A 22,690-nucleotide genomic window follows, 5' to 3' on the forward strand; every position below is an offset into this window, starting at 1 on the left:
CATGTCCCTGCAACTCAACACCTGCCCCCAGGCGCTGGAACTGATCCGCGCGCGCGTCTCGACCAGCCACTTCAACCCTGCGTTCGAGATCGACGACGACCTGGTCGCCGACCTCATCGGCCACGCCTGCGAGGCGCCCAGCGCCTACCACCTGCAGAACTGGCGCTTCATCGCGGTCCGCTCGCGCGAAGGCCGGCAGAAGCTGTGCGACCCGGCCTACGGCCAGCACCAGGTGAAGGACGCGGCGGTGACGGTGATCGTCATCGGCACCCTCGACGGCTACCAGCGCATCCGCGCCAACCTGCAGCCCCTGGTCGACGCCGGCCACATGGGGCCGGAGGACCTGGAAGCCTGGGCGAACGACACCCACCGCGGCATGCACGACCGGCCGGCGAAGCAGCGCGACGAGGCCATCCGCTCGGGCTCGCTGGCGGCCATGAACCTGATGACGGCGGCCCAGGCCCTGGGCCTGGCCAGCGCCCCGATGGGCGGTTTCGATGCCGCGGCCGTCAGCGCCGCATTCGGCCTCGCGCCGACCGAGCTGCCGGTGATGCTGGTGGCCATCGGCCGGCCCGCGCCGGGCAATTGGCCGCGCAAGCCGCGCCGCCCGGTCGGCGAGGTGCTGTCCATCGTCTGAGGGGCCCGGGCCCGGTCTCAGCTGAACTGGATCGGCGCCAGCTTGGCAATCAGCTCAGAGCTGGAGCGCACCCCCACCTTGGCGTAGATGTTCTGCACATGGCTGCGCAGGGTGGGCAGCGAGATACCCAGGTGCCGGCACAGCGCCTTGTTGCTGATGCCGGTGACCGCAATCTCCACCACGTCCAGCTCGCGCGCGGTCAGGTGGAACTGAACCGAGAGGCTGGTGCGGCTGATGACGCGGCTGGCCACGTGGATGGCGCCCAGGCTGTACTCCACGAAGGGCTGGATCTGGTTCAGGCCGGCCACCTCGGCCTCGGTGAACGGCTGGGCCGCGTCGCGCCGCACCAGCGACAGCACGGCCACGATGCGGCCCTGCTGCCGGAAGAACACATCGCAGTTGTGGAAGTAGCCGTTGGGCTGGTAGAAGCCGGTGTAGATGCCGCTCTGGCGCCACTCGTCGTCGGACATCAGCATCGAGTTGGACACCACCGCCGTGGCCTGGTCCTCGTAGCGCGAGGGGTGCATCGGGTCCTGCGCCCACCAGGTTTCCGAGTACTGGCGCAGCATGGTGTCCAGCTCGTGGTGCGAGGCGCTGTCCTGCTGCAGCTGCGCCCAGGGCACGTAGATGAAGAAGCGGATGCCGTCCACCGGCATCAGCCGGTGAACCAGGGCGAACAGGGCCCGCTTGAAATCGTCCGAGACATCCGAGTTGGCCATCGCCCCGCGTGCTCCGTGTTCACCACACCACCGGACCGGCAGGGCCCGGTGGTGACGGACGCTGCCTCAGAACTGGCTCTCGGGCAGGTGCACCGTCAGGCCGTCCAGATCCGAACTCAAAGCGATTTGACAGCACAAACGGCTGTTCGGGGAATCGGCCGCGGCCGATTCCAGCATGGCGCTTTCCATGGCCTCGGGCGCCGACAGCCGGCCGGCCCAGGCCGGGTCCACCTGGCAGACGCAGGTGGCACAGGAGCAGAAGCCCCCGCACTCACCGACGATGCCGGCGATGCTGTTGTCCACGGCGGCCTGCATGAGCGAGGTGCCGGGTGCAGCCTGCACGGTGGTGGCCTGCCGCTGGTGGTCGATGAAGGTGATGGTGATCATGGTGTGGTGGGGGTTGGTGTGGGGAGCCAGCGGCTCAGGTCCGACGATTCATCGGCCAGCGCGTCGGCGGGCATCTCGGCGGCGGCCGCGACCAGCTTCCGGCCGAGCAGGAAGTCCCTGGGGCGGTTGACGCAGTCCACCGCCAGCAGGCGGCCGCCCGCCAGGTAGAACACCGAGAAGCTGCGGCCCTGGTGGCTGTCGCCGCGGATCACGGCCTGGTCGTGGCCCTGCGACAGGCCCACCATCTGCAGCTTGAGGTCGTACTGGTCGGACCAGAACCAGGGCTGCGCCTGGTAGGCCACCGGCTTGCCGCACAGCGTGGCCGCCGCACAGCTGGCCTGCGCCATGGCGTGCGGCACCGACTCCAGCCGCAGCGCACGGCCATGAGCCTCGCTGAAAAACTCCGTGCAGTCGCCGGCCGCGACGATGAGCGGATCGCTGGTCTGCGCGAAGGCGTTGACCCGGATGCCGTTGCCGACGTCCAGTCCCGCGGCCGCGGCCAGCGCCACGTTGGGCAGCACGCCGATGCCGACGATGACCAGGTCGGCCGGGAAGGTGTCGCCGTCGGCGCACTGCACCGCCGTGACCGCGGACGCGCCCAGGATGCGCTGCACGCTCTTGCCGCAGCGGATGTCCACACCCTCTTCGGTGTGCACGCGCTGGTAGAAGGCCGCCACCTCGGCGCTGGTGACGCGCTCCAGCAGCCGTGGCATGGCTTCGAGCAAGGTGACCGACAGGCCGAGCTGGCGCAGGCCGGCGGCGGTTTCGAGGCCGATGTAGCCCCCGCCCACGATCACCGCGCGCTGGCCAGTGCCCACGCTGGCGTGGGCCTTGATGCGGTCCACATCGGCCAGGGTGCGCAGGTAGAAGACGCCCGGCAAATCGGCACCGGGCACCGTCAGCTCGCGCACACGCGCCCCCAGCGTCAGGGCCAGGGCGCTGTAGTCCAGCACCTCGCCGGAATCGAGGTGCACGCGCTGCTGCGCGCGGTCGATGCGCTCGGCCCGCACGCCCAGGCGCAGGTTCACGCCCGCCTTCTCATAGGCCGCGGCGTTCTTGATCAGCATCTGCTCAGCGCTCATCTGGCTGGCCAGGTAGGCCTTGGACAGCGGCGGGCGCTGGTAGGGCAGCACCGGCTCCTCGCCCACCAGGGTGATGGCGCCCTGCCAGCCCTGCTGGCGCAGGCTGGTCACCAGCTGCGCTGCGGCGTGCCCGGCGCCCAGGATGACGGCATGGGGTGATTGCATGGCCACCTCAGGCGGGGGTGAAGGCAACCGGCAGCCGCTTGATTCCGTGCACGTGGTTGCTGCGCAGGCGGTCGGCCGGACCGGTGAGTGCCATGGACGCCACGCGCTTGGCCATCTCTTCCAGCAGCACGCTCACCTGCAGCTTGGCCACGTGCGTGCCCAGGCAGAAGTGCGGGCCGCCACGGCCGAAGGCCATGTGGTGGTTGGGCGTGCGGTCGACGCGGAACTGCTGCGGCGCGTCGAAGTGCGCCTCGTCCCGGTTGCCCGAGGCGTAGTACATGGCCACCTTGTCGCCGCGCGTGATCTGCGCGCCGCCCAGCTCGGTGTCGGTGGTGGCGATGCGGCGCACGAAGTGCACCGGGCTGGCCCAGCGGAAGATCTCGTCGGCCGCCACGCGCCCATCGACCCCGCCCGCGCGGAAACGCGCCCACTGGTCCGGGAAGTCGCAGAAGGCCTTGATGCCGTGCGAGATGGAGTGGCGCGTGGTCTCGTTGCCGGCCACCACCAGCATCAGGAAGTAGTTGCAGAACTCCCCGTCCGAAAGCGGCCGGCCGTCGTAGGTGCCCAGCGCGAGCCGGCTGACGATGTCGTCCGTGCCCTGGTGGCGGCGCTCCTGCGCCAGCTGCAGGCCCAGCTCGAAAGCCTGCAGCGAGGCCGGGTGCCCGAAGGGCAGCATGCGCCGCTCGGCCTCCGGCACCGCGGCCACGGCCGGGTCGACAAACTCCGGGTCGTCGGAGCCGATCAGCTGGTCGCTCCAGCGGATCATGTCGTTACGCCGGTCTTCCGGAATGCCCAGCACGCGGCACAGCGTGACGATGGGCAGCTGCTTGGCCAGCACCTCCACCACGTCGACCTGAGGCTTCTGCAGCACCTCGTCGAGCAGGCGCGCGGCGGTGCTGCGCACCGAGGCCTCAAGCGCCGCCACCGCCCGCGGCATGAAACCGGGCACGGTGATCATGCGCATGGCCGGGTGCTGGGGCGCATCCATCTCCAGCAGGGTGCGGCGCGCGTCGTTCTGTGCGTCGTCGAAGTCGTCCAGGCTGATCACGCCGTTGCGCGACGAGAACACCTGGGTGTTGCCCGAGACGCTGACGATGTCGTCGTAGCGGGTCACGGCCCAGAAGCCCTTCTGGCCATCGTGGCGCTGATTCCAGGCCACGGGCGATTCGCGGCGCAGGCGCGCGAACTCTTCGGCGGGCACGGCCTGGTGCCAGACGCCGGCATCGGTGAGGTCGACACGCGTGGTCGGCCGGGTGGTGGTGAGCGAAGTCATGGAGATTCCCTTCAGCGGGTGGATGGGGTGTTGGCCGCGAGGCGGGCCAGGCGGTGGCGCACAAAGGCCAGTACCCAGTGCGCCGCGGGGTGGCTGTCGATGCGGGTCTGCAGGCTCTGCACGGCGGCGTCGGTCATCGCGTCGCCCTGTTCGGTGCGCTGCGATTCATAGATGTCCCGGGCCAGGCGCGTGGTCATCTCGGGGTGGGCCTGGATGGTCAGCACGTTCTCGCCGATGGTGGTGATGCCCAGCGGGCAGAAGCCGTTGCCGGCCAGCACGCGGGTGCCGGGCGCGGCCGTGGTGACCTGGTCCTGGTGCAGGGCGATCAGGCGGAAGGTGTCGCCTTCCAGCGCGCCGGGCGGCGCCCAGTCGGGCACGTTCTGCAACGGGTAGTCCTGCACGCCCACGCCCCAGCCCTTGCCAGAGCGCTGCACCTCGCCACCCAGCGTGTCGTGCAGCAGCTGGTGACCAAAGCAGATGCCGACCACCGGCCGCTGCTGCGCCGCACCGACAAGAATCTGCGCCAGCGCGGGTTGCCAGGGCAGGCGCTCGTGCACGCTGGCCGGGCTGCCGGTGACCAGCCAGGCGTCGCATTCGGTGGCCGTGGCCGGCAGTTGATTGCGGTGCGCCTTGTAGACCCTGAAGTCCAGCGCGGCGTCGGCGCTGCGCAGGAAGGGCGGGAACGGTGCGGCCACCTCACCGTGTTCTTCGATCCAGTCGGGACTGGTCTGGCCGCATTCGAGGATGCCAAACAGCATGGTGGACCTCAACCCAGTTCAAAGAAGCGGCGGCGCTCGTCGATCAGCGACTTACCGGCGAAGGACTTGCACTGCGCCTCGCGCGTGGCGCTGAAGGTCTCGACGAAACGTTCGCCCAGCCAGTCCTTCGCGCAGGCCGAGTCACGCAGCGCCGCGATCGCGGCCTGCATGTTCTTGTGCAGCGGCGGGCCGTGGCGCGCGTCGGGCAGGTAGCCGTTGCCCACCGTGGCGGCGCTGGGTTCGAGCTGTTGCTCGATGCCCGCCAGACCCGCCGCGATGCTGGCGGCCGCCGTTAGGTAGTGGTTGGCATCGGCACACGGCAGGCGGTTCTCGACGCGGATCGACGACGGGCTGTGCCCCACCACGCGCAGGCAGGTGGTGCGGTTCTCGATGCCCCAGGTGAAGGCGGGCGGCGCGAAGGTGCCTTCGGCGAAACGGCGCCAGCTGTTCACCGTGGGCGCGAAGATCAGCATGAAGTCGGGCATGTAACGCTGCACGCCCGCGATAAAGTGGCGGAAGCGCCGGGACATCTGGTGCTCGGCATCGGCGTCCCAGAACCAGGGCTTGCCCGCGCCGTCCAGCAGCGAGATGTGGATGTGGCTGGACTGGCTGTCTGCGTCTTCGGACCAGCGTGGCATGAAGGAAATGGTCTGGCCGCGGCGCATCGCGAACACACGCAGGAAGTTCTTCAGCAGCACGGCCTGGTCGGCCGCGGCCATGGCCGTGTTGGCGGCGATGCAGGCCTCCATGAAACCGCCGCCGATCTCTTCGTGCATCTTGGCCAGCTGGATGCCCAGCGGCTCGCAGAAGTCGGCCACGCCGTTGTAGAACTCCGACTGCGCAGCCTGGTAGATCACCAGGTCGTGGCTGGCGTGGGCGGTGGCGGTGCGCAGCTGGTCGTACTGCTTGGCCTGCAGGGTCTCGGCGGTCTCGTTGAACAGCGTGAACTCCAGCTCGTAGCCCAGCTTGGGAAAGACGTCCATGGCGGCGGCGCGGTCGAGCACCTTGCGCAGCACGCTGCGCGGGCAGAAGGCCTGAGCGTCGCCCGAGAACTCGGCCAGGTAGAGGCCCTGGTCGGACGTCGCCTCCCAGGGGATCGCGCGGCGGCTGGCGGTGTCCACCGTCAGCGCGCTGTCGTGGAAGTCGCCCGTGCCGTCGGTGACGCCGGGCATGCTCAAGAACACGTCGGTGGGGTCCAGCGCCAGCTGGGCGGGCGACATGCCCATGCCGCTGGCCAGGATGCCGGGCAGCTCGCTGGCGGCCACCTTCTGGCCCCGCAACAGGCCGTTGGTGTCGGCCACGGCAATGGTGAGAAATCGGTCCGCGCTGTCTTGTCTCATGGTGTTTTCAGGTGGGTTGGATGGAGGTCGCCATGACATCGGTCAATGCATTTGTCACGATGTCGTGCTAGGCAATCCAATGTAGGAAGAGCGGGACCAATCCACCATCGTCTGTTGAGATGAGACGGGCCCTCAGCCGGCGCGCAGGCACCAAAAAAAACAGGGGGATCTCTCCCCCTGCAACCTTGGATGCGCCGGTCGGCCCGCCCGGGCCGCGGTCTCAGGCGCGGCTGGCGCCCATGTTCGCGTAGGCCTTCGGATTGGCCGCCTTGAGGCGGCTGGCCAGCAGCCAGCCCACCAGGGCGGCCAGCGGAATCAGCGAGGGCAGCACGAGGCCCAGGCTGCCGCCCTGCGTGCCGGTGAGGTCGCCGAAGTTGAAGAAGATGTAGACGAAGAGCGCGGCCATCACCAGGCCCGACATCACTGGCATGACCCAGGCGGTCAGCAGCGAGGCCTCGCCATGGCGGCGGAAGAAGCACACCACCGCCAGCGAGGTGACGGACATCATGCCCAGCACGCCCAGCACGCCGACCTGCGAGATCCAGGTGAACATGTTGAGCACCGGGTCGAGCCCCAGGCCCGCGAACACCGCCAGCACGATCAGCGCGCCGATAGTCTGGGCCACCGAGCCGACGTGCGGGCTCTGGTGGGTCGCGTGGGTGCGGCCGAACACCGCGGGCAGCAGGCCTTCACGGCCGGCGACGTAGCTGTAGCGCGCGATGTAGTTGTGGAAGGCCGAGAGCGCGGCAAACAGGCTGGACACCAGCAGCAGCCCGGCGATCATCGGCACCGGCCCACCGACGTAGCGGCCTGCCAGCTCGAAGAAGAAGGTGGTCGGGTCCTTCAGGCCCTGGATGGTCGGGATCAGCTCGGCCGCGCCGACGCCGGCGATCATGAGCCAGGTGGTGAACACGAAGAACAGGCCGATCAACATCACCGAGAGGTAGGTGGCGCGCGGGATCGTGACATCCGGATCGCGTGCTTCCTCGGCGTAGATGGTGGTGGCCTCGAAGCCCATGAACGAGCCCAGGCAGAACAGCACCGCCACGGTGAACGAGCCGGAGGTGATGGCCGACATGTCGAAAATGTTCAGCGACAGGCCACTCGCACCGCCCGTGCCCAGAATGGCGAAGTCCACCAGCAGCACGATCAGGTACTCCAGCAGCACCAGCAGCACCAGCACCTTGGCCGAGAGGTCGACCTGCCGGTAGCCCAGGATGCCCACAAGCACCACCGCCACCAGGCTGTAGACCCACCAGGGCATCTGCAGGCCGAACTCGGAGAACACGCCCGCCGACACACCGCCCAGCAGGCCGATGAGACCGAACTGCAGTGCGTTGTAGGCCACCAGGGCCATCATCGCCGTAGCCCCGCCCCAGCGCCCGCCCAGCCCGCGCGCCGCGTAGGCGTAAAAGGCCCCGGCGTTGCGCACATGGCGGGACATGGCCACGTAGCCGACCGAGAAGGCCAGCATGATCAGGGTCATGAACAGGAAAGTCGCAGGCACGCCGGTGCCGTTGCCCAGCAGGAAGGCGATGGGCACGGCGCCGGCCACGCCGGTGAGCGGCGCCGCGGCCGAGATGACCATGAACGTCACCGAGATGAGGCCCAGCGAGTTCTTACGGAGTTCGTGAGGCCCGCCGTGTGGGGGGTACGCAGGCGTTTCCTGCTCTGACCGATGGTTGTCTGCCATGTTGTTGTCACTGTCTGTTTGCTGCCGATCACAAAGCCCCGCGTCGGCACAGGGTGTCGCGGAACCCCCGCAACTGTCGCGACTCTAGGCGCGCCCCGTCGCGGCGGTTAGCCCGGATCGGCACCTTTTCACGCACCGATGCGGTGCGGGTCCGTCGCCCGCTGGCCCTTGCCGATTCGGGCTACTCGGCCCCGCCGGCCGGCCCCTAGCATGCGCCGAACCACCAGCAGACTGGAGAACCACGGTGCGCCCCGACAGACACATTTCGCCGCTTTCCCGCCCCGCCGCAAGAGGGTGGACCCGACCCGCCCGGGCCCTGTGCCTGCTGGCCGCCGCCCTGCTGATGAACACGGCCCGTGCCGCCGAACTGGTGGTGGTGCAGGTGGCGCCACAGAAGGGCGAGCTGGCGCACTACACCAGCGAACTGCGCACGGGCATGCAGGCCCACCTGGACCATGTCAACGCCTCCGGTGGCATCCGCGGCGACACGGTGCGCCTGGTCTCGCTGGACGACGCTGCCAACCCGGCGCAGGCCATCAGGCAGATCGAGCAGGCCGCGGCCAGCCTGAATCCGGTGGCCTTCCTGTACCTGATCGGGCCCGAGACCATCGCGGCCACGCTGGAGGCCAACGTCTTCGGCCGGCTCGGCATCCCCCTCATCGGCACCTCGCCCGCCGCGGTGCAGCTGCGCACACCGACGCGGTCGCATGTGTTCCACCTCACCCAGGGCGAGAACAGCGAGTACGAGAAGCTGGCCCAGCAGCTGCGCACCATCGGCCTGCGCAAGGTCGCCCTGGTCCACTGGGACGACCCCGCCACCCTGGGCGAGGTGAAGTTCTTCGAGCAGTCCGCCGCGCGCGCCCCGGCCATCGAGGTGATCGCCCGCGCGCCGGTGGCGGCCAGCAGCGGCCAGCTGGACAAGGCGTTCGAGCAGGCCGCACAGGCGCGCGCCGACGCCATCGTCTCCATGCTGCCGGTGGAAGAGACCGCGAAGCTGCTCAAGACGCTGCGCGCCAAGGGTGTGTTCACCCCGGTGTACGGCGCCTCGTACAACGAGTCGGGCCGGCTGTTCGACCACGCGGGCGAAGCGGCCTCGCGCGGCATGACGGTGACCCAGGTGGTGCCCAACCCGTTCGGCGGCTCGCTGCCCGCGGTGCGCGACTACCAGGCCCAGATGAAGCAGTACGCGCCCAAGGACGCGCGGCACGGAACGCTGTCGCTCGAAGGCTTCCTGGCCGCGCGCCTGCTGGTGGAAGCGCTGCGCCAGACCCCCCGTCCGGTGACGGCCACGGGCCTTCGCGACGCACTGGAGCAGCGCGGTCCGTTCGACCTCGGCGGCCTCAAGGCCAGCTTTTCGAAGACCAATCACGTCGGCCTTGATTTCCTGGACATCGGCATCGTCACCTTCGGCGGGCGCCTGCGCTACTGAGCGCGCCAGCGACCGCAAAACACTGCCATTTCAGGCTCATCGATTTCGAACCTGCCTCACAGAATCCGATCCGCCCGTGGCAGCGGCATGCGCAAGGCACGGGCAACCGACCCACCCCACCCCTATCAACAAAGAGACAAACATGAACCGACTCCTCCTTCCTCTGACTGCCGCCGTCGCGCTGGCGTCCATCACCGCCCCAGCCTCTGCGCAAAGCATCTCCTACAACGTGGGGCTGACCTCCCTGTACAAGTACAACGGCATCGACCAGGACGTCCGCGCGCCGAAGAACGTTCGCCCGGCCCTGCAGGGCGGAGTGGACTACGACTTTGGCAACGGCCTCTACGTGGGCAACTGGAACTCCACCGGAAAGTTCGGCGCACAGGGCCAGGCCGACCTGGAGATCGACCTGTACGGCGGCTACCGCGGCGAGTTCGGCCAGGGCTGGCGCTACGACGTCGGCTCCATCCGCTTCGTCTATCCGAAGGACAACAGCTGGAACGCCAACGAGTGGTACGTGCGCCTGGGCCACGGCATCTTCTCGGCCCAGTACGGCCACGGCTTCGGCAACGGCAACAAGACGGCCCGCCTGGCGCTCTCGCTGGCGCAACCGCTGAGCGAGAAGCTGACCCTGGAAGCCGGCATCGCCTTCCGCAACCGCCACAACATGGACAGCGCCAAGGACGCGCACCTGGGCCTGGTCTACGACCTGGGCGGCGGCCTGACCACCTCCGCCCGAATCAGCGGCGCCGAGACCGCCAAGACCGGCCCCGCCGGCAAGACCCGCCTGGTGGTCGGGCTGGTCAAGGCCTTCTGATCAAGCCCTTTTGAGCGCACGGTGGTCTGACCAGGCCACCGTGGGCCGGCCATCCGCACGCAGTGTGTCGGATGGCAGCTCGCCGAACAGCTCGCGGTAGTGGCGCGCGAAATGGCTGAGATGGAAGAACCCCATCTCGGCCGCCGCGTCGCCCACCGGCAGCGCCTGCGCCGTGGTCTGGCCCAGCCGGCGGCGCACCGCGTTGAGCCGCAGGTTGCGCTGGTACTCCAGCGGGCCGATGCCGGCCTCGGTCTGGAAGCTGATCTGCAGTGTGCGGCGGCTGACCCGCAGCCGGGCACAGAGTTCCAGCACGCTCATTGCGCCACCGCCACCCTCCTCCATCAACTCGCGACTGCGCCGCACGATGTAGCTGCGCACTGCCCCGCCGCAGCGCGTCGGGGCACGGGCGTGGTCCACCGCGTCGAACAGGTCCAGAAAGGCGTTGAGCACCAGGTCGTCCAGCGCACAGTCCAGCGCACCTGTCTGCGCTTCATTGGGCTCATGCGTGCCGGCCTGGGCGAGCACCTGTTGCAGGGCCTGCCGCAGACGCAACACCGCCGCGTCGCCCACAGCCAGGCCGCGCGAGCCGCGCGCCAGCGCTCGCTGCTCCGGCGAGAGGTGCAGGTCGGCAATTTGAAGGAAACGCTCGTAGTCCACGTTGGCCGCCAACAGGCTCAGGCCCTGAGGCGCATGCAGCATGAACTCTTCCCGGTTCCTCAGCAGCACGACCTGCGACAGCGGATGGCGTGACCAACCGGTGGACGCCGGCTCCGGCATGGCCTCCGAGACAGCCAGGCACAGTCGCTGATCGGGGCAGCGCCCGCACTGCACCACCTGGCGGTTGAAGCGCTCGCGGAACACCAGGAAGTGGCCGGTGGAGACCTGCTGCAGGCTGCTGCTGAGCGCGCCGCGCCCGAGCTGGTCGTAGTCCTGTGCCCACCCGGGGATGGCCCGGGCGTGCTGGTTCACATCGTTGAAATGGCGCACATCGACGTTCATGGAACGGCCCGGCGAAGGTCCCGAAGGACCGGTGGCAGACGCAGTGGCGGCGGATCGCGGGCGCGGCTTACAGCGCGAGCGAGACCACTTTTTCTTCGAGGTAGGCGTCCAGCGCCTTGCGCGAGAGATCGCGGCCAATGCCGCTGTCCTTGGTGCCGCCCCAGGGCAGGCGCGCGTCCAGCGGGCTCCAGCAGTTGATGGCCACCGCGCCCACCTCGAGCTGCGCGGCCACGCGGTGCGCGGCCGACACGTCGCGCGTCCACACGCTGGCGGACAGGCCGTAGCGGCTGTCGTTGGCGATGGCGATGGCTTCGGCCTCGGTGTCGAACGGGATGATCGCGCCCACCGGTCCGAAGACCTCTTCCTGTGCCAGCTGCATGCCGGGCGTCACGTCGGTGAACACCGTGGGCCGCATGAAGAAGCCTTCGGCGGGCAGCTCACTCCCGGCCCCGCTCAGGCGCCGCGCGCCCTGCGAGATCGCGGTGTCGATGCAGGCCTGCACGCGCTCGCGGTGGCGCGCGCTGATCAGCGCGCCCATCTGCGCGCCCTCCACCTGCGCCCCGCCCAGCCGCACCGATTCGGCGGCCGCGGCCAGCGCCTGCTCCACCTGCGGCAGCAGCGAGCGGTGCACCAGGATGCGTGAGCCGGCCGCGCAGGTCTGGCCCTGGTTGACGAACAGGCCCATGGCCACGCCGGGAATCGCTTCGTCGAGGTTCGCGTCCTGCAGCAGGATCTGCGCGGCCTTGCCGCCGAGTTCCAGCGTGACGCGCTTGAACGACGCCGCCGCGTCGCGGGCGATGATGCGGCCAACCCCGGTGCTGCCGGTGAAGCTGATCTTGCTGACATCGGGGTGCGCCGTCAGCGCCGCGCCCGCCTCTGCGCCCATGCCGTGCACGATGTTGACCACGCCCGGCGGAAAGCCGGCTTCGGCCACCAGTCGACCGAGCTGGCCCACCGCCACCGGCGCGTCCTCGGAGGTCTTGATCACCACCGTGCAGCCGGCCGCCAGCGCGGGCGCGAGCTTCCAGATGGCGATCATCAGCGGCGCGTTCCAGGGCACGATCAGCGCCGCCACGCCCACCGGCTCCAGCCGCGTGTAGTGGTGCATCGGGCGGCCCATGAAGCCGGCGGTGGGCACAGTGCGGCCTTCGAGCTTGTCGGCCCAGCCGGCGAAGTAACGCAGGGTGTCGACCGACATCGGCAGGTCCATCACCGTCATGTCGAAAGCGGGGCGTCCCTGCTCCTCGGCCAGCGTGGCCACGAAAGCCGGTGCGTTGGCCTCCAGCAGGTCGGCCAGGCGGGACAGGCAGCGGCCCCGCTCCTGGCCGGGCATGGTGGCCCAGGGGCCGTGGCGCAGCGCCTGGCGGGCGGCCGCCACGGCGGTGTCCACATCGCCGGCGTCCGAGGCGCTCACGGTGGCGAAGGGGTGGCCGGTGGCCGGGGCCAGCTTCTGGAAGATGGCGCCCGAGCGGGCGGCCTGGTACTGGCCGTTGATGAAGTTGTGCAGCGTGACCGCCGACGTGGTTTGGGTATTCGTGTTCATGGGTGTCTCCTGTTGTTGTGGGCAGCGCTTGCGGCTCCATAGCCGCCAGACGGGCATCAGATGCCGGCCATGTTGATGTACTTGACGACCAGGTAGTCGTCCATGCCGAGGTGCGAGCCTTCGCGCCCGATGCCCGACTGCTTGACGCCGCCGAAGGGCGCCACCTCGCTCGAGATCAGGCCGGTGTTCACGCCCACCATGCCGTACTCCAGCCGCTCGGCCACGCGCCAGACGCGGCCGAGGTCGCGCGCATAGAAGTAGCTGGCCAGGCCGAACTCGGTGTCGTTGGCCATGGCCACCACCTCGTCCTCGGTCTCGAAGCGGAACAGCGGCGCCAGCGGGCCGAAGGTCTCCTCGCGCGCCACAAGCATGTCCTGCGTCACGTCGCCAAGGATGGTGGGCTGGAAGAAGCTCTGGCCCAGCGCGTGGCGACGGCCGCCGCTGAGCACCCGCGCGCCCTTGGCCACGGCGTCCGCGATGTGCTGCTCGACCTTCTGCACCGCGCGGTCGTCGATCAGCGGACCGATGCGCACATCGGCCCCCGTGCCCTCGCCCACCTTCAGCTGCGACACGGCCACCGCCAGCTTGGCGGCAAAGGCCTCGTACACCTTGCTGTGCACATAGAGGCGGTTGGCGCAGACGCAGGTCTGGCCCGCGTTGCGGTACTTGGAGACGATGGCGCCCTCGACCGCGGCGTCCAGGTCGGCGTCCTCGAACACGATGAAGGGCGCGTTGCCGCCCAGCTCCATCGACACCTTCTTGATCGTGGCCGCCGTGCGGGCCATGAGCTGGCGGCCCACCTCGGTGGAACCGGTGAACGAGAGCTTGCGCACCAGCGGGTTGTCGGCGAGCTCGTTGCCGACATCGCTGGCAGAGCCAGTGACCACCGAGAAAACGCCGGGCGGCACGCCCGCGCGCTCGGCCAGCACGGCCAGCGCCAGCGCGGTCAGCGGGGTCTGGCTCGCGGGCTTGACGACCATGGTGCAGCCCGCCGCCAGCGCCGGGCCGGCTTTGCGCGTGATCATGGCCGCGGGGAAGTTCCAGGGTGTGATGGCCGCGCAGACGCCGATGGGCTCCTTGGTGACCACGATGCGCTGCGAAGCGACCGGGGCGGGAATGGTGTCGCCGTAGACGCGCTTGGCCTCTTCCGAGAACCACTGGATGAAGGATGCTGCGTAGGCGATCTCGCCGCGCGCCTCGGCCAGCGGCTTGCCCTGCTCGCTGGTCATGATCAGGGCCAGGTCGTCCTGGTTCGCCAGCATCAGCGCGTACCACTGGGCCAGGATGGCCGAGCGCTCCTTGGCGGTGCGCGCGCGCCAGGCCGGCCAGGCGCGGTTGGCGGCCTCGATGGCCTCGCGCGTCTCGGCGGCGCCCAGGCGCGGCACCGTGGCAATGACTGCCCCCGTGGCGGGGTTCGTCACGTCGATGGAAGCGGTGCCCGACACCCACTGGCCCGCGACGAGACACTGGCCGGGCAGCAGGGAAGGATCTTTGAGTGGAAGCATGTGCATGGGGAAGAAAGAAAACTCAGATCTGCGTGACCATCTTGGTCACCAGGAAGCCGTCGAACGTCTCGGTGCCACCTTCGCTGCCGATGCCGCTGTCCTTGACGCCGCCAAACGGCAGCTCGGGGTGGGCCATGCCGGAGTGGTTGATGTTCACCATGCCCACCTCCAGCCCGTTCATGACCTGGGTCGCGGTCTTGTGCGACTCGGTGAACACGTAGGACGCCAGGCCGTAGGGCACGCTGTTGGCTACCTTCAGCGCGTCTTCGGTGCGCTCGAACTTCAGCAGCGCGGCCACTGGGCCGAAGGGCTCCTCCCGCAGGATGCGCGCATGCTCGGGCAGGTCGGCCACCACGGTCGGCGCGAAGAAGTGGCCAGCCCCGCTCAGGCGCGCACCGCCGGTGAGCACCCGGCCGCCGACGCGCGTGGCGTCGTCCACCAGCTCGCGCACGGCCTGCAGGCGGCGGTCGTGGATCAGCGGCCCCATCTGGGTGGTGGGGTCCAGGCCGTGGCCCACCGGCACCGCAGCGATGGCCTCGACAAAGCGCGCCACGAAACGCTCGTACACACCGGCCTGCACGAACACCCGCGAGGGCGAGACGCAGACCTGCCCGGCGTTGCGCACCTTCATGCGCGCCACCAGCGCGGCCGCGGCGTCCACGTCGGCGTCGTCGAACACCAGCACCGGCGAATGGCCGCCCAGCTCCATGCAGACGCGCTTCATGTGCTGGCCCGCCAGCGCCGCCAGCTGCTTGCCCACCGGCACCGAGCCGGTGAACGACACCTGCCGCACCACGGGCGACTCGATCAGGTGCTTCGAGATCTGTGCTGGCTGGCCGAACACCACGTTGAACACGCCCGGCGGTAGGCCGGCGTCGTGGAAGGCCCGGGCCATCTCGACGATGGCGCTGGGCGACTCCTCCGGCCCCTTGAGGATCAGGGTGCAGCCCGCGCCGATGGCCGCAGACACCTTCTTGATTGCCTGCCCGAGCGGGAAATTCCAGGGGCTGAAGGCGACGCACACCCCCACCGGCTCGCGCACCACCATCTGGCGCACGCGCGGGTCGCGCGCCGGCACCACGCGGCCGTAGATGCGGCGGCATTCTTCGGCGTGCCACTCGACGTGTTCGGCGCTGTTGAGCACCTCGGCCCGGGCGTCGGCCAGTGGCTTGCCGTTGTCCCGCGTGATGCCGTGGGCGATGGCCTCGACCCGGCTGCGCAGCAGCTCGGCGGTCTTGCGCAGCACGGCCGAGCGGTCCAGCGGCGAGCTGTGGCGCCAGGCCGCGAAGGCCTTGTCGGCGGCCGCCACGGCGGCGTCCAGGTCCTGTGGTGTGGCGCAGGGCAGATCGCCCAGGCGCTCCAGCGTCGCGGGGTCGGTCACCGCCAGGGTCTGGCGGGCACCGGCCTCGACGAACTGGCCGTCGATGTAGAGGGTGAGCGTGGGGTACATGGTGTCCTTCGCGGGCGGCGGTGCCGTCACTCGATCCTGATGCCCGCCTCGCGGATCACCTGCTCGTACTTCACGGTCTCCTGCTTCATGGCGGCCAGGGTGTCGGCCGGCTTGGAGGTGCCGACCTCCAGCCCACGCGCGGCGTACTGGGCCTTCATGGGCGAGCCGGCCACGGCCTGCACGACCGCCTGGTTGATCTGCATGACGACGGCGTCGGGCACCTTGCCCGGCGCAAACAGCGCGAATACCGTGGACGGAATCGAGCCGGCCTTGCCACCCGCTTCGGCGATGGTGGGCACCTCGGGCGCGAAGGCCGCGCGCTGCTCGTCGCCGATGGCCAGCAGGCGCACGCGCTCGGACTTGGCCTGCGCGGCCAGCGCCACGCCACCTGCGATCACCGCGTCCACCTCGCCACTGGCCAGGCCGGTGATGGCCGGGCCGATGCCCTTGTAGGGCACGTAGGTCTGGCTGTAGCCGTGCGCCTTGGACAGCATCTCCATGCCGATGTGCGTCACGTGGCCGTTGCCGCCCGTGCCCACGTTGAGCTTGCCCGGGTTGGCCTTGGCGTAGGCGACCAGCTCGGTGAAGGTCTTCACCGGCAGACCCGCGCGCACGCCGATCATCAGGTTCACGCGCGCCAGGTCGCTCACCGGCTTGACGGCCTCTTCCCACTTGTACGGCAGCTTGGAATACAGCATCGGGTTGGTCACCAGGGCCAGCCGGTCCACCATCAGCAGCGTGGCGCCATCGGGCTCGGCCTTGGCCACAGCGTCGGTGCCGATGATCGAGTTGGCGCCGGGCTTGTTGTCCACCACGAAGGTCTTGCCGGTCTGCTTCGACAGGGCGTTGCCGATGTCGCGGGCCAGCACGTCGGGCTCTGTCCCGGCCGGGTACGGCACCACGATGCGCACCGTGGCCGGGGGCCAGGCCTGCGCATGGGCGCCGCCCAGGCCCGCCACCAGCATCACACTGCCCAGCACGCTCGATTGGAGGAAGTTCATGGTTGTCGTCCTTTTGGTTGGTTGATGGAGAGGGAGGCGCGTCACACCGCCATCGGTGCTTCGGCGGAGGTGGAGGCCGGGCGGCGCGCCGCAGGGGCGGCGGGCAGCACGGCGTCGCAGAACTGGCGCAGCTGGGCGGGGGCATCCTGGGCCAGGCCGGCGGCGGCCACGAAGCGGTCCGGCCGCAGCAGCACCCAGTCCACGTTCCGTTTCTGGAACCACAGTTGCAGCTCGTTTTCCAGGTCCTGCACCACGGTCACCTCGGGGCTGGCCGCTGACATGCCCGGCTCGCTGGCACCGCTGCGGGCACGCACGCCCACCAGACGGGTGCAGCCCAGGGCCTGCAGGCGCTCCAGCAGCGCGGCCGGTGCCTGCGCCAGCGGGTCGCCGCGCCAGGACAGCAGCGCGAAGCGGCCGCCAATCACGTCGTCCAGCTTCTCGCTCTCCCCGGCCACGCGCTCGACGTTGGGCTGGATGAACATGCGCCCCACCAGCTCGTCCTGCGCGGCCTTGCCGCTGTTGAGCACCACGCCGGTGGAGAACCGGGGCATGGGCTTGAACTTCATCTGCAGCACGTAGTCGCGGAACTTGGGCACGTTGCGGATGGAGAGGAAGAACTTGTCCCGCATCCAGGCCACGAAGCGGTTGCGCTGCGACAGCACGGCGCCGAACAGGTCGGCCAGATCGATCATGGCCTTGGTGTGGGCGTGGCGCTCGTCGTGGTAGCTCTGCAGCAGCTCGGGCTTCATGCGGCCCTGGACGATCCAGGCCAGCTTCCACGACAGGTTGAAGGCGTCGCGCAGGCCGGCGTTGAGGCCCTGCCCGATCCAGGGCGGCGTGATGTGGGCGGCGTCGCCCGCGATGCAGACCCGGCCGGCCACGAAAGACTTGGCCACGCGAGAGTTGTGCGTGTACACCCGGGCCCGGATGACGTTCAGGCGGCTGGGGTCGGCCACGTGGTTGCGCAGCAGGTCCTGCACCTTGTCGGGCGCCAGCATCTGCTCGCCGTCCTCGCCGGGGAACAGCATGAACTCCCAGCGACGCAGGCCATAGGGCAGACGCAGGCAGACATACGGCCGGCGCGGCTCGCAGTGCAGCGCCGTGTAGGGCGCGTCCAGCGGGTCCTGGTCGCACTCGATCACCACCCACTTGTTCGGGTGCGTCTGTCCTTCGTAGGGGATCTTCAGCAGGCCCTCGCGCACGGTGCTGCGCCCGCCGTCGGCGCCCACCAGGTACTGCGCCCGCACGGTGGTGGTGCCGCCGCCCTCGGCCTGCAGCACCGCGGTCACACCCTCCGCGTCCTGTTCGATGGACTGCAGCGCCACCCCCAGCTGTGTGGTGACGTGCGGGTAGCGCGCCAGGCCCTTGCGCAGGGTCTGCTCGCCCAGCGGCTGCGAGAACAGGTTGCGGCGGAACCAGCCGAACTCGCGCGTGCTGGGCAGGATTTCGGCGAAGCAGCGCTTGTCGGCCGTGTACATGCGCATCGGCACGTTCTGGATCATGTCCCGCAGCATGGCCTCGGCCAGACCCACGGCCTGGAAGGTGCGCAGGGCCTCGTCGTCCAGACCGACGGCGCGCGGGTAGTCCAGCACCTGGGCACTGCGTTCCACCACCAGCGTCTTCACGCCGTAGTGGCCCAGCAGGTTGGCAATCGACACGCCGACCGGGCCCGCGCCCACGATCAGCACCTCGGTGGTTGTGGTTGTGTTCATCGTGTTATCTCCCCCAAAGGGTGTTCAGGCCGGGGTCAGCAGCTGGCTTTCCTGCTGCACCAGCAGGTGGCGCACCGACTTGCGGAATGCGGTGAAGCGTTCGTCGGCCATGAGGCGGGCGCGGCGCTGGCGGCGGTCCTCGAAATCGTCGAAGGCCCAGAGGTAGATCAGCTGGTTGAGGTCGCCGCTCTCGGGCTGCATCAGGCTGACCAGGCGGCCCAGCACTTCGGTCTGCACGGCGCGGCCGGCCTCGTTGTAGAGGCGCAGGTACTCGCGCACGCCGCCGGGCACCAGGGTGTAGGTTCTGAGTTCGTGGAGCATGGTGTCAGTGGGTGGGGAGCAGGAAGTCGCGCACCAGCTGGTGGAACAGCGCGGGCTGGTCGTCGTGGATGTAGTGACCGGCGTCGGGCACCACGGCGCTGCGGATGCGCGGGTTCAGGCGCTGCATCGCGTCGACCATCGCCGGCTGCAGGTAGTCGGAACGGCCGCCCCGCACCACCAGGGTCTCGCAGGCCAGCGCCGCCACGTGCGGCCGCAGGTCCACCACCCGCGCGGGGTCCGGGTTCAGGCGTGTGGCGGCGATGCCGGCGTGGTCGTATTGCCAGGTGAAGCCGCCGCCATCGGCCGGGCGCAGCATGCTCTTGAGGCGCTGCTCGCGCGCCTCTTCGGTCACGCTGGGGCGCAGGGCGCGCATGAAGGTGCGTGCGTCGTCCCAGCTGGCGAAGTGGCTGGGCGTGGTGGCCAGCTCGCCGCGGATGCGGGTGGCGCCCGGGCTGGCCTCGAAGGCGCCCGGCCCCGCGTCCTCCACCAGCAGGCGGTTCACCTTCGACGGGTGCTTGGCCGCGTAGACGATGGCGTTGATGCCGCCCATGGAATGGCCCAGCAGGTCGAAGCGGTCCAGCCCGAGGGCATCCACCACGGCCGCCAGATCGTTCACGTAGGCGTCGGTGTAGTAGTTGTGCTGCAGGTCCCAGTCCGACGTGCCGCGACCACGCTGGTCAAAGGCGATCACCCGACAACCGGGCTGCAGGGCGGCCGCGACACCAGCGAAGGTCTCCGCGTAGCCCCGAATGCCGTGCAGCATCACGACCGGGCGGGCCGTCGGCGCACCCCACTGCGTCACGTGCAGACGCAGGCCGGCGCTGGTCACGGTGTGGTCGAGGCGTTCCATCGTGCTGCTCAGACCAGACCGTCCAGGCCCTTGGCGTCGGCGGCCTTGAGGCCCCCCAGGCGCGCGTTCAGACGGCCGCGCGTGGCGAAGGCCCAGCACACCAGCACCTCGTCGCGGTTGGGCGCGTCGTTGAAGCTGGCGCTGACCGTGTCGTAGTGCGAGCGCACATACAGCGCGTCCTTGTAGGCCAGCGGGATGTCGAGCACCGTGCCGGGCACGCCGCGCTTGCCGGTGGAAGGCACCCAGGCCTTGCCGCCGCCCAGGGCCACACGGATCGGGTCGGCCGCCGGGTTGGTGAGCAGCGCGTTGCCGTGTTCGTACTCGCCGTCCAGGCCGACCAGGATGGCCTTGCCGTAGCTCTCGATCTTCTGCGGGCCGGCGGCTTCCACGATGCGGCGGCCGAACTCGCGGCCCAGTTCCGGGGAGCCTTCGATCCAGGCGCTCAGGTCCTGCTCGTAGCGGCCGGCGTAGGGGTTGTGGATGCAGGCGGCGATGACGAACTTGCGCAGCGGCGCGCCGTCGGCGGGTGCGCCGGTTTCGCCGGCCAGGCTGTCCTCCACCTGCAGGAACCACTTGCGGATGTGAAAGATGCCGAAATTCGGGGACTTCATGATGGGTGATCTCGGGAAGAAAGAAATCAGAGGGGCTGCAGGTCGAAGGGGTCGCTGGGCGCGTTGTAGTGGCCCAGCACCCGCTTGCCTTCTTCGTCGTCGTGCACGGTTTCGAGGAAGAACTCGAAGCGGTGGCCGTCGGGGTCGGTGAAGTACAGGCCATAGCCCACCTTGTGGTCGGTGGTCTTGACCACCGGCACGTTCCGCGCGAGCAACATGCCGTAGAGGCGGCGCAGTTCGTCGAGGTCGCCGTCGATCTCCAGCCCGTAGTGCTGCATGTTGACTTCGCCGATCTGTTGCGCGCGCAGCAGGGCCGGGTCGGCTTTGATCAGGGCGATGTCGTGGTGCTTCTTGCCGAAGGACATGAAGACCCAGCGCGGCTCGCGCGCCGTGACCTCCATGTCCAGCACCTCCTCGTACCAGCGCGCGCTGGCCTCCGGGTCCTTGACGTAGAGCGCCAGGTGGGTGCGCACGATGCGCGGCTTGACGTTGATCGATGCGGTGCTCATGCGCCGGTCCTTCAGTTGATGGATTGCGGGTGGGCCTTCACCGGCGCCACGAAGGGCGTCCAGGCGACCGAGGTGATCTCGCTGAAATCGCGCCACTCCTTGAACCAGCTCTTGCCGCCGTCCATGGAGCGCAGCAGGTGGCCGTACTTGGTGCCGGCAAACAGCAGCGACGGGTCGCACGCGTGCGCGCCGAAAGCCCAGACGGTGGAGTTCGGCGCGGTGTGCAGCAGCGCGGGCGCCCAGGTCTCGCCGCGGTCTTCCGAGCGGTAGATGCGGGTGCGCGTGCCGGGCGTGCCGTCGCCGATGGCCAGCAGCAGCGTGCTGCCGGAGGCGTCGACCACCTGCACGGTGCGCGTGTAGTACATGCCGTCGAAGCGCTCCTTCGAGGCCTTGCCCGACCAGGTCTGGCCGTCGTCGGCGCTGGTGTAGACCGAGTTCACCGTCAGCACCAGGTTCTTCTGCGGCTGGCCGTCCACCGGCGGCAGTACCGCGATGGCGTGGATGTCGGAGTTGTTGATGCCACTGGTGGGCGTATCGACGCGTTCCCAGGTATCGCCGCAATCCGGGCTGCGCCAGGCGCCGCCCTCTTCCACGCCGAACCAGACCTCGCCGCTGCGCACCGGGTTCACGCAGATGGTGAGGATGCGTGGGCGGTTCACGCCCTGGCAGAACTCGGGCAGCTCGATGTTGAGCTGCTCCCAGGACAGGCCACCGTCCTTCGATCGGTACATGCGCGCCCGCGACGGCGCGCCGGTGCCGGCGTAGACCATCTGCGGGTTGGTCGGATCGAAGGCGATCGCCCACACGGTCTGCTGGTTCATGGGCGAGTCCACCCGCTTGAAGTGCCCGCCGCCGTTCACGCTGATGCACAGGCCGGCGTCGGCCCCGGCCAGCACGCGCGAGGGGTCGGAGGGGTCGACCGCGAGGCTGCGCACCACGCCGTCGAATTCGATCGCTTCTTTCAGGCCGAGGCGATGCCAGGTGGCGCCGTCGTCCACGCTGCGCAGAATGCCCTGCCCTGCGGTGCCCACCAGAATGGTTCCGTTCATGTTGCTGCTCCTGTGTGGGGTGTCAGATGAAGATGCCGCGGGTGATGCCGCCGTCCACCGCGATCGACTCGCCGGTGATGGCGCCGGCGCGCTCGGAGGCGAGGAAGAGCACCGTGTCGGCGATCTCGTTGGGCTGCAGCACGCGGCGGATCGGCGTGACCTTGGCGTAGTTGGCTTCCACCTGCTCGGGCGTCAGGCCCTGCAGCTTGGCTTCCTTGGCGTAGAGCTCGTGGATGTGCGGGGTCTCGACCACGCCGGGGTGGACCACGTTGACCGTGATGCCCGAGGGGCCGAGCTGGTCGGACAGGGTCCTGGTCATGTGGCAGATCGCCACGTTGCGCATGCCCGAGAGCTGCTTGCTGCCGCGGCCGGTGAGGCCACCGATGTTGATGATGCGGCCGAAGCCGTTGGCTTTCATGTGGGCGGCCGCGGCCTTGGCGCAGCGCATGTAGCCCACCACCTTGATGTTGATGTCTTCGAGCAGGCCTTCCGGGTCGGCGTTCTCGATCTCGCTGCGCACCAGGCCGCCGGGGTGGGCGGCGCCGTTGACCAGGATGTCGATGCGGCCGAAGTGCTGGGCCACCTGGTCCATCATGGCCTGCACCTGGTCGGTCTTGCTGACGTCGGCCGGCGCGGCCAGGATCTCGACGCCGGTGGCCTCGGAGATTTCGCGCGCAGCTTCTTCCAGCGCGCCTTTGCTGCGCGCCACGATGGCCACGCGCACGCCTTCGCGCGCCAGCGCCTCTGTCACCGCCCGGCCGATGCCGAGGCTGCCACCGGTCACGACCGCGACCTTGCCTTTGAGATTCAGATCCACAACGTCTCCTTCAGGGATGGGGG

At 69.4% G+C, this 22,690-nt stretch carries 22 protein-coding genes; 3 read left to right on the forward strand and 19 right to left on the reverse strand.

Annotated elements, in window-relative coordinates; all coding sequences use genetic code 11:
* Window position 1 precedes the first annotated feature (1 nt).
* The gene (locus tag HFL01S_RS21540; RefSeq protein WP_066262579.1) at window positions 2-637 is read left to right on the forward strand and encodes a nitroreductase family protein; all 636 of its coding nucleotides are present in this window, start codon (window positions 2-4) and stop codon (window positions 635-637) included.
* Between the two features lie 17 nt (window positions 638-654).
* Here the strand turns inward: HFL01S_RS21540 and HFL01S_RS21545 are convergent, their stop codons facing one another.
* The 7 genes from HFL01S_RS21545 to HFL01S_RS21575 form a co-directional block, all read right to left on the reverse strand.
* Window positions 655-1,356 (reverse strand): helix-turn-helix transcriptional regulator, encoded by a 702-nt coding sequence (locus HFL01S_RS21545; RefSeq protein ID WP_066262581.1) that lies wholly within the window; start codon window positions 1,354-1,356, stop codon window positions 655-657.
* A 66-nt stretch (window positions 1,357-1,422) separates the two neighbouring features.
* Window positions 1,423-1,743: a 2Fe-2S iron-sulfur cluster-binding protein gene (locus tag HFL01S_RS21550; RefSeq protein WP_066262583.1), complete on the reverse strand. Its 321-nt coding sequence runs from the start codon at window positions 1,741-1,743 to the stop codon at window positions 1,423-1,425.
* Complete coding sequence (locus HFL01S_RS21555; protein WP_066262585.1) at window positions 1,740-2,990, reverse strand: NAD(P)/FAD-dependent oxidoreductase; 1,251 nt, start codon at window positions 2,988-2,990, stop codon at window positions 1,740-1,742. Before HFL01S_RS21555 ends, HFL01S_RS21550 begins: the two co-directional genes overlap by 4 nt.
* Before the next feature lie 7 nt (window positions 2,991-2,997).
* Window positions 2,998-4,263, reverse strand: a complete 1,266-nt coding sequence (locus tag HFL01S_RS21560) for a cytochrome P450 (RefSeq protein ID WP_066262587.1) — start codon at window positions 4,261-4,263, stop codon at window positions 2,998-3,000.
* 11 nt (window positions 4,264-4,274) lie between these two features.
* The gene (locus HFL01S_RS21565; protein ID WP_066262589.1) at window positions 4,275-5,021 is read right to left on the reverse strand and encodes a glutamine amidotransferase-related protein; all 747 of its coding nucleotides are present in this window, start codon (window positions 5,019-5,021) and stop codon (window positions 4,275-4,277) included.
* Between the two features lie 8 nt (window positions 5,022-5,029).
* Window positions 5,030-6,361, reverse strand: coding sequence for a type I glutamate--ammonia ligase (locus HFL01S_RS21570; protein WP_066262591.1), 1,332 nt, complete (start codon window positions 6,359-6,361; stop codon window positions 5,030-5,032).
* A 220-nt stretch (window positions 6,362-6,581) separates the two neighbouring features.
* A complete protein-coding gene (locus tag HFL01S_RS21575; protein ID WP_066262593.1) occupies window positions 6,582-8,054 on the reverse strand; it encodes an APC family permease in 1,473 nt (490 codons plus the stop codon).
* Between the two features lie 343 nt (window positions 8,055-8,397).
* Between HFL01S_RS21575 and HFL01S_RS21580 the strand changes: the two genes are divergently transcribed.
* Window positions 8,398-9,483 (forward strand): ABC transporter substrate-binding protein, encoded by a 1,086-nt coding sequence (locus tag HFL01S_RS21580; RefSeq protein ID WP_066262596.1) that lies wholly within the window; start codon window positions 8,398-8,400, stop codon window positions 9,481-9,483.
* A gap of 142 nt (window positions 9,484-9,625) precedes the next feature.
* Window positions 9,626-10,300, forward strand: a complete 675-nt coding sequence (locus HFL01S_RS21585) for a TorF family putative porin (protein ID WP_066262601.1) — start codon at window positions 9,626-9,628, stop codon at window positions 10,298-10,300.
* Here the strand turns inward: HFL01S_RS21585 and HFL01S_RS21590 are convergent, their stop codons facing one another.
* The 12 genes from HFL01S_RS21590 to HFL01S_RS21645 form a co-directional block, all read right to left on the reverse strand.
* Window positions 10,301-11,299 (reverse strand): helix-turn-helix domain-containing protein, encoded by a 999-nt coding sequence (locus tag HFL01S_RS21590; protein ID WP_066262603.1) that lies wholly within the window; start codon window positions 11,297-11,299, stop codon window positions 10,301-10,303.
* A 67-nt stretch (window positions 11,300-11,366) separates the two neighbouring features.
* The gene (locus HFL01S_RS21595) at window positions 11,367-12,842 is read right to left on the reverse strand and encodes an aldehyde dehydrogenase family protein (RefSeq protein WP_066262605.1); all 1,476 of its coding nucleotides are present in this window, start codon (window positions 12,840-12,842) and stop codon (window positions 11,367-11,369) included.
* Between the two features lie 56 nt (window positions 12,843-12,898).
* The gene (locus tag HFL01S_RS21600) at window positions 12,899-14,347 is read right to left on the reverse strand and encodes an NAD-dependent succinate-semialdehyde dehydrogenase (RefSeq protein ID WP_066262650.1); all 1,449 of its coding nucleotides are present in this window, start codon (window positions 14,345-14,347) and stop codon (window positions 12,899-12,901) included.
* A gap of 22 nt (window positions 14,348-14,369) precedes the next feature.
* Entirely contained in the window at window positions 14,370-15,797 is a 1,428-nt protein-coding gene (locus HFL01S_RS21605; RefSeq protein WP_066262606.1) for an NAD-dependent succinate-semialdehyde dehydrogenase, read from the reverse strand.
* Between the two features lie 26 nt (window positions 15,798-15,823).
* The gene (locus HFL01S_RS21610; protein WP_066262608.1) at window positions 15,824-16,798 is read right to left on the reverse strand and encodes a Bug family tripartite tricarboxylate transporter substrate binding protein; all 975 of its coding nucleotides are present in this window, start codon (window positions 16,796-16,798) and stop codon (window positions 15,824-15,826) included.
* Between the two features lie 41 nt (window positions 16,799-16,839).
* Entirely contained in the window at window positions 16,840-18,510 is a 1,671-nt protein-coding gene (locus tag HFL01S_RS21615) for a bifunctional 3-(3-hydroxy-phenyl)propionate/3-hydroxycinnamic acid hydroxylase (RefSeq protein WP_066262611.1), read from the reverse strand.
* Window positions 18,511-18,534: 24 nt separating this feature from the next.
* Window positions 18,535-18,831: an NIPSNAP family protein gene (locus HFL01S_RS21620; protein WP_066262612.1), complete on the reverse strand. Its 297-nt coding sequence runs from the start codon at window positions 18,829-18,831 to the stop codon at window positions 18,535-18,537.
* A gap of 4 nt (window positions 18,832-18,835) precedes the next feature.
* Window positions 18,836-19,681 (reverse strand): alpha/beta fold hydrolase, encoded by an 846-nt coding sequence (locus tag HFL01S_RS21625; protein ID WP_066262617.1) that lies wholly within the window; start codon window positions 19,679-19,681, stop codon window positions 18,836-18,838.
* An 8-nt stretch (window positions 19,682-19,689) separates the two neighbouring features.
* Complete coding sequence (locus HFL01S_RS21630; protein ID WP_066262618.1) at window positions 19,690-20,292, reverse strand: amino acid synthesis family protein; 603 nt, start codon at window positions 20,290-20,292, stop codon at window positions 19,690-19,692.
* Between the two features lie 26 nt (window positions 20,293-20,318).
* Entirely contained in the window at window positions 20,319-20,801 is a 483-nt protein-coding gene (locus tag HFL01S_RS21635) for a VOC family protein (RefSeq protein WP_066262620.1), read from the reverse strand.
* Between the two features lie 11 nt (window positions 20,802-20,812).
* Window positions 20,813-21,850, reverse strand: coding sequence for a WD40/YVTN/BNR-like repeat-containing protein (locus HFL01S_RS21640; RefSeq protein ID WP_066262622.1), 1,038 nt, complete (start codon window positions 21,848-21,850; stop codon window positions 20,813-20,815).
* 22 nt (window positions 21,851-21,872) lie between these two features.
* The gene (locus HFL01S_RS21645; protein ID WP_066262624.1) at window positions 21,873-22,667 is read right to left on the reverse strand and encodes an SDR family NAD(P)-dependent oxidoreductase; all 795 of its coding nucleotides are present in this window, start codon (window positions 22,665-22,667) and stop codon (window positions 21,873-21,875) included.
* Window positions 22,668-22,690: the final 23 nt, after the last annotated feature.

The organism is Hydrogenophaga flava NBRC 102514, assembly GCF_001571145.1.
Classification (GTDB): Bacteria; Pseudomonadota; Gammaproteobacteria; order Burkholderiales; family Burkholderiaceae_C; genus Hydrogenophaga; species Hydrogenophaga flava.